Origin of the sequence: Nocardia sp. NPDC060220 (assembly GCF_042727815.1) — a bacterium.
Lineage (GTDB): Bacteria > Actinomycetota > Actinomycetes > Mycobacteriales > Mycobacteriaceae > Nocardia.
Genome location: NZ_JBHWZY010000527.1, coordinates 1 through 4,927, shown reverse-complemented (window position 1 = coordinate 4,927; position 4,927 = coordinate 1). Strand labels below are relative to the sequence as shown.

2 protein-coding genes and 1 pseudogene are annotated in these 4,927 nt (G+C 67.9%); 2 read left to right on the top strand and 1 reads right to left on the bottom strand.

Features of this window, described 5'->3' with window-relative positions:
* Positions 1-78: 78 nt before the first annotated feature.
* A pseudogene (locus tag ACFWF3_RS24245) lies at positions 79-1,830 on the top strand (arabinosyltransferase C-terminal domain-containing protein); the annotation flags it as partial.
* Positions 1,831-1,992: 162 nt separating this feature from the next.
* Positions 1,993-2,154 (top strand): hypothetical protein, encoded by a 162-nt coding sequence (locus tag ACFWF3_RS24240; RefSeq protein ID WP_156677619.1) that lies wholly within the window; start codon positions 1,993-1,995, stop codon positions 2,152-2,154.
* 114 nt (positions 2,155-2,268) lie between these two features.
* Here the strand turns inward: ACFWF3_RS24240 and ACFWF3_RS24235 are convergent.
* On the bottom strand, positions 2,269-4,927 hold a 2,659-nt coding region (locus tag ACFWF3_RS24235; RefSeq protein WP_379315400.1), incomplete at its 5' end, for an arabinosyltransferase.

The window sequence follows — 4,927 nt, the reverse complement described above, 5'->3', positions numbered from 1 at the left end:
CCTGCTGATGATGTGGACGCCAACCAAGTGGACCCACCACTTCGGCGTCTACGCGGGCTTGGCGGGTTCGCTGGCGGCTCGCTGTTCATGCTGTCGCCCGACGGCTCGCTCGCCCGCCGGTTCGGCGTCCTGGTGCTGCTGCTGTGCCTGCTCGTCTGCATCCTGCAGGTGCTGCGCAAGGGCCGCATCCCCGGCACCTCGCGCGGCCCGTCGGTGCGCATCCTCGGCATCGTCTTCGCGGCGCTCCTGCTGATGATGTGGACGCCAACCAAGTGGACCCACCACTTCGGCGTCTACGCGGGCTTGGCGGGTTCGCTGGCGGCACTGGCGGCGGTTGCGGTGGGCACCAACGGAATCAAGGCTCCACGCAATCGAGCGCTGTTCACCGCGGCGGTATTGTTCCTGCTCGCGATGACTTTCACCGGCTCCAACGGCTGGTGGTATGTCTCCAGTTACGGCGTGCCGTTCTGGGACAAGGCGCCGATGGTGGCGGGCAAGGGCGTTTCGACGCTGTTCCTCGGTCTCAGCATCCTCGCGCTGCTGGTCGCCCTGTACTTCCACCTGCGCGCCCCGTACCGGACACCGAGCGACACCGGGCGTTTCGACCGCTTCGCGACCATGCCGCTCACCATCGCGGCGGCCCTGCTGGTGCTGTTCGAGGTGGCGTCGATGGCGAAGGGCGCCATCACCCAGTACCCCGCGTACTCCATCGCGAAGTCGAATCTCAATTCGCTGCAAGGCAATACGTGCGGCCTGGCCAATGACGTTCTGGTGGAATCGAATACGGCCGATTCCCTGCTCACCCCCTATACCGGCGCACCCGCCGACGGACTGAACGCCGAATCCACCGGCTTCACCCCGGACGGCGTGGCCGACGACCTCACTGCCGATGCCGACGAGACCGTGGTCGGCGGCGCCAACTCGGTCGACACCGATTCCGCCAACAAGACCACCAAGACCACCGGCGCGGGCACCGGCGGCGGCACCAGCGCCGAACCCGGCATCAACGGCAGCACCGTCGCCCTGCCGTTCGGCCTCGACCCCGCCCGCACTCCGGTCCTCGGCTCCTTCCAGGACGGCGTGCAGCAGCAGGCGAAGCTGACCTCACAGTGGTATCGCGTCGACCTCGGCGACAGCGTGCGCGACGATCCCGCGTATCAGGCCCTCGTGGTCACCGCGGCCGGGCGGATCCGCTACGTCGACACCGACGGCGTCGTGCACTACGGCCAGGAGTTGCGTCTGGAATACGGCACCCGCGCCGCCGACGGTTCCGTCGAGGTGACGGGCTCGGTCGCGCCGATGGACATCGGCCCGGCCCCATCGTGGCGCAACCTGCGTGTGCCGATCGATCAGCTGCCCGCAGGCGTGAACGCGGTGCGCCTGGTCGCCGCCGACAACGACATCACCGGCAAGCAGTGGCTCGCGGTGACGCCGCCGCGGCTGCCGAAACTGGCCACCCTGGACTCGGTGGTCGGCCGGACCGCGCCGGTGCTGCTCGACTGGCACGTCGGCCTCGCGTTCCCCTGCCAGCGCCCGTTCGAGCATCACGACGGCGTCGCGGAGGCTCCGCAGTGGCGGATTCTGCCCGACCGGGTCGGTTCGGACGCGTCCAACGCCTGGCAGGACGACATCGGCGGCGGCCCGCTCGGGTGGACAAATCTGCTCCTGAAGGCCGAGACTGTGCCCACCTATCTCGACCACGATCTCGGCCGGGACTGGGGCTCGCTCGAGCGGTTCACGCCCTATCAGCCGGCACCGCCCGCGAAGATCGGGGTGACTGTGATCGATCAGACAGGACGAGCGAAAGAACCGGCAATTCGGGCGCAGTAGAACGGCGTAGAGACTATGGCAGCGCAAGGGCAGTGACCGGGCACTTGCCCATGTCACTTACGAAACCCTCAGTGTCCGTTAGGGTTTCGGTTTGATGAAACACCTGTAAATGACAGCCTAAAGGTCCTGTGCCTGCACGTTTGAGCACGTACCCTGGTGGGTATGACAGGAGCCTTCGATGACATGGATCTACGAGATCTCGTCGAGTTGCTCAGCAACGACGAGAAGCAAGAACTACGACCGGCCGTAATGCGGGTACTGGAAAGACTGCCTTCACAAGAGGTATTACGCCGCGACCTGAACCGTCGCATGCTCAACGTCTGACTCCTGTCCCCCATCCAACCGAAAAGGCGCGGACCACATAACGTGATCCGCGCCTTTATTCTTGGCGGCTGGTGCCGCGAATTCTCGGCCCCGAGGGCCTCGAGACTTACCTGGCTAGAAGACCCGCAACGGTCCCGGGCTCCACAGCCCGTTGCGCGCCGCCGTGCCGGTCTCGAGCTGCGTGGGCGTGGCCTGCGCGTACTGGTCGTAGCGTTCCAGCGAGCCCCAGTCCCGGGCCCAGTCGTCCTTCAGGTAGGTCGGGATGGTGACCCGGGCCGCCAGCATCTGCGTCATGCCGAGCGGACCACCGAACTCCTGCGCCTGCCAGGTGTCGGTCGACGAGATCGCCAGCGGGCGGTCCGGCAGGATCCGGTAGTTCGGCACCTCGGCCACGCCGTTCTTGTGCGCGAACGGACGCTGGCACGGGAACTGCAGGCCGACGGCCCAGTCCAGCAGTACCGGCTGGTCACGGCCGATGAACGTGTCCAGAGTCTGCAACTCGGGCACCCGCGGCGGGGTGAACGCCAGCCACTGGTCACCGATCAGGATCGGGTCGTTCACCATCACGCGCACCGCGTTCACCTCGGCCGGAAGGTCGGCCAGCGGCACGCGCAGGTTGCGCCACGACGGCGCGGGGCCGATATCGCGCGGCTGGTAGGCGCCGAGCGTGGTGACGCTGCCGTCGGGGTTACGGGTGCCGTATTCGACGAACAGCGCCTGACCGTACTTGTCGGAGCCGGAGTCGTCCTTGGAGGCGATGCGACCGGCCGCGCTGATCACGACCAGCGGCGAGTCGTCCGAGCGGGCGGGCAGGCCGTACCAGGCCGATTCCAGGTGGGCGGGCTGCTGCATGCCCTCCTGGTAGGAGCCGAGAATCGGAGTCTGCGCGGGGTCGAGGCCGAACGGCAGCGCCACGGTGGAACCGTTGACGCCGAGTGCGCCCTCACCACCGCCGGTGCCCGCGCTCTCGCCTTCGGCGAAGGCCGCGCCGACCGACTGGTTGCTGGTGTTGCCGGTGCCCGGCTTCACCTCGACCGCGTCGGCGGACAGGTCGCTCGGCACGCCGTTGGGTGTGAACCCGACCGAGCCGGTGCCCGCGAGGGGATCGTTGGGGTCGGTGAACGGACGGGCCGGGTCGACGATGGGGTCGAGCCTGCCGCCGTTCGGGTCGGATTCGACCAGCACGTCGTTGGCCAGGCCACACGAGTTGTCGCTCAGCGCGTCGATGTTGGAGCGGCCGAGCGAGTAGCCGGGGTACTGCTGCGTCGCGCCCTTGACCAGCGAGAGCACTTCGAACAGCACCATCAGGCCGACCACGATGGTCAGCGGAATAGCCGCGAACTTGCGGATCCTGTTGCCGCGCTTGGTTTTCACCGACGGCACCGGCTTCACATAGTCCTCGCGCAGCGCGTACCAGCCGACCAGGGCCAAGGCCACGCCGAACAGGACGAGCATCACCGTGTTCGAGTGGACGCCGCGCAGCGAGATGGTCTTGTCGAACCACGGCACGCCGTAGCTGGACACGTACCAGTAGCCGTTGATGCCCGAGAACGACAGCGCCAGCACGAACAGCAAACCGGCCAGGAAGATCGCCCGGTTCTTGCGGGAGCGCAGCGCGCTCTGCGACACCGCCACCGCCGTCACCGCCGCGAGCCCACCCGCGATGCCCGCGTAGGCGCCGAAGTGGTGGGTCCACTTGGTGGGGTTGAACATCATGAAGAAGATCGTGCCGAAGACGATCCCCATCAGCCGCCACGTCGGACCCGACGCGATCCCCGGCACCTGACGGCGGCGCAGCAGCACCAGCAGCGTCGTGAACAGGCACAGCAGCATCACCAGGAAGGCGAACCGGCGGGCCAGCGAGCCGTCGACGGTCTCGACGAACATGTAGTAGTAGCGCAGGTAGTCCTCGTACCAGGCCAGGTTCGGGCCGGTGGCCTGACGGACCCGGTTGGCTTCCTGGATGCCGGCGAAGGTCTGGTCGCCGTAGACCACGGTGAGCACGAGCACGCCCGCCGAGGCGATCGGAGCCAGCAGCGGCAGCGTGCCGAACTGGCGATGACGGCGCACGATGATCCGCACCAGCGGCCGGATACCGGCCAGCAGCGCGGCCACACACATCAAGCCGGTCGGCGCGGCGGCGAGGGTGAACGCCGCGATCAGCACCGCGATGCCCGCGGGCAGCAGACGGCCGGTGGCGATGGCGCGTTCGATGGACACCCAGGTGAGCAGTGCGCCGAGGGCGACGATGGGCTCCGAGCGCAGGCCGTTGTCGAACGGCAGCCAGAACGCCAGGAACACCAGTCCACCGGTCCACAGCGCCACCTGCGAGCGCTTCACGGCATTGCCGAGGCGCGGCACCACCTCGCGGCTGATCACCATCCAGCACAGGATGGCGCAGATCAGCGCGGGCACGCGCACCCACGGGCTGGCCGTGGAGATCTCCGCGAACACCTGGATGACGTAGTAGTACCAGCCGAACGGGGCCTCGGGGACGCCGTACCAGCGGAAGTAGTTGGCCGTATAGCCCGCGTCGGGGGCCACGCGCACCATCGACAGGATGTAGCCGTCGTCGGAGGTGTTGGCGCCGACGAAATGCCAGACCAGCAGCGTGCCGATCACCGCACCATCGGCCCAGGTCGGCTTCAGCCAGTTGCGCGGCAGGAAGCGGCGGTGCCCACGCCCGTCACTGCCGTCGAGGCGGCCCAGCGCGGCCAGCGCCAGCAGGGTGCACAGCACGGCCGCGATGATCGCGACCAGCTTGATCAGCGAC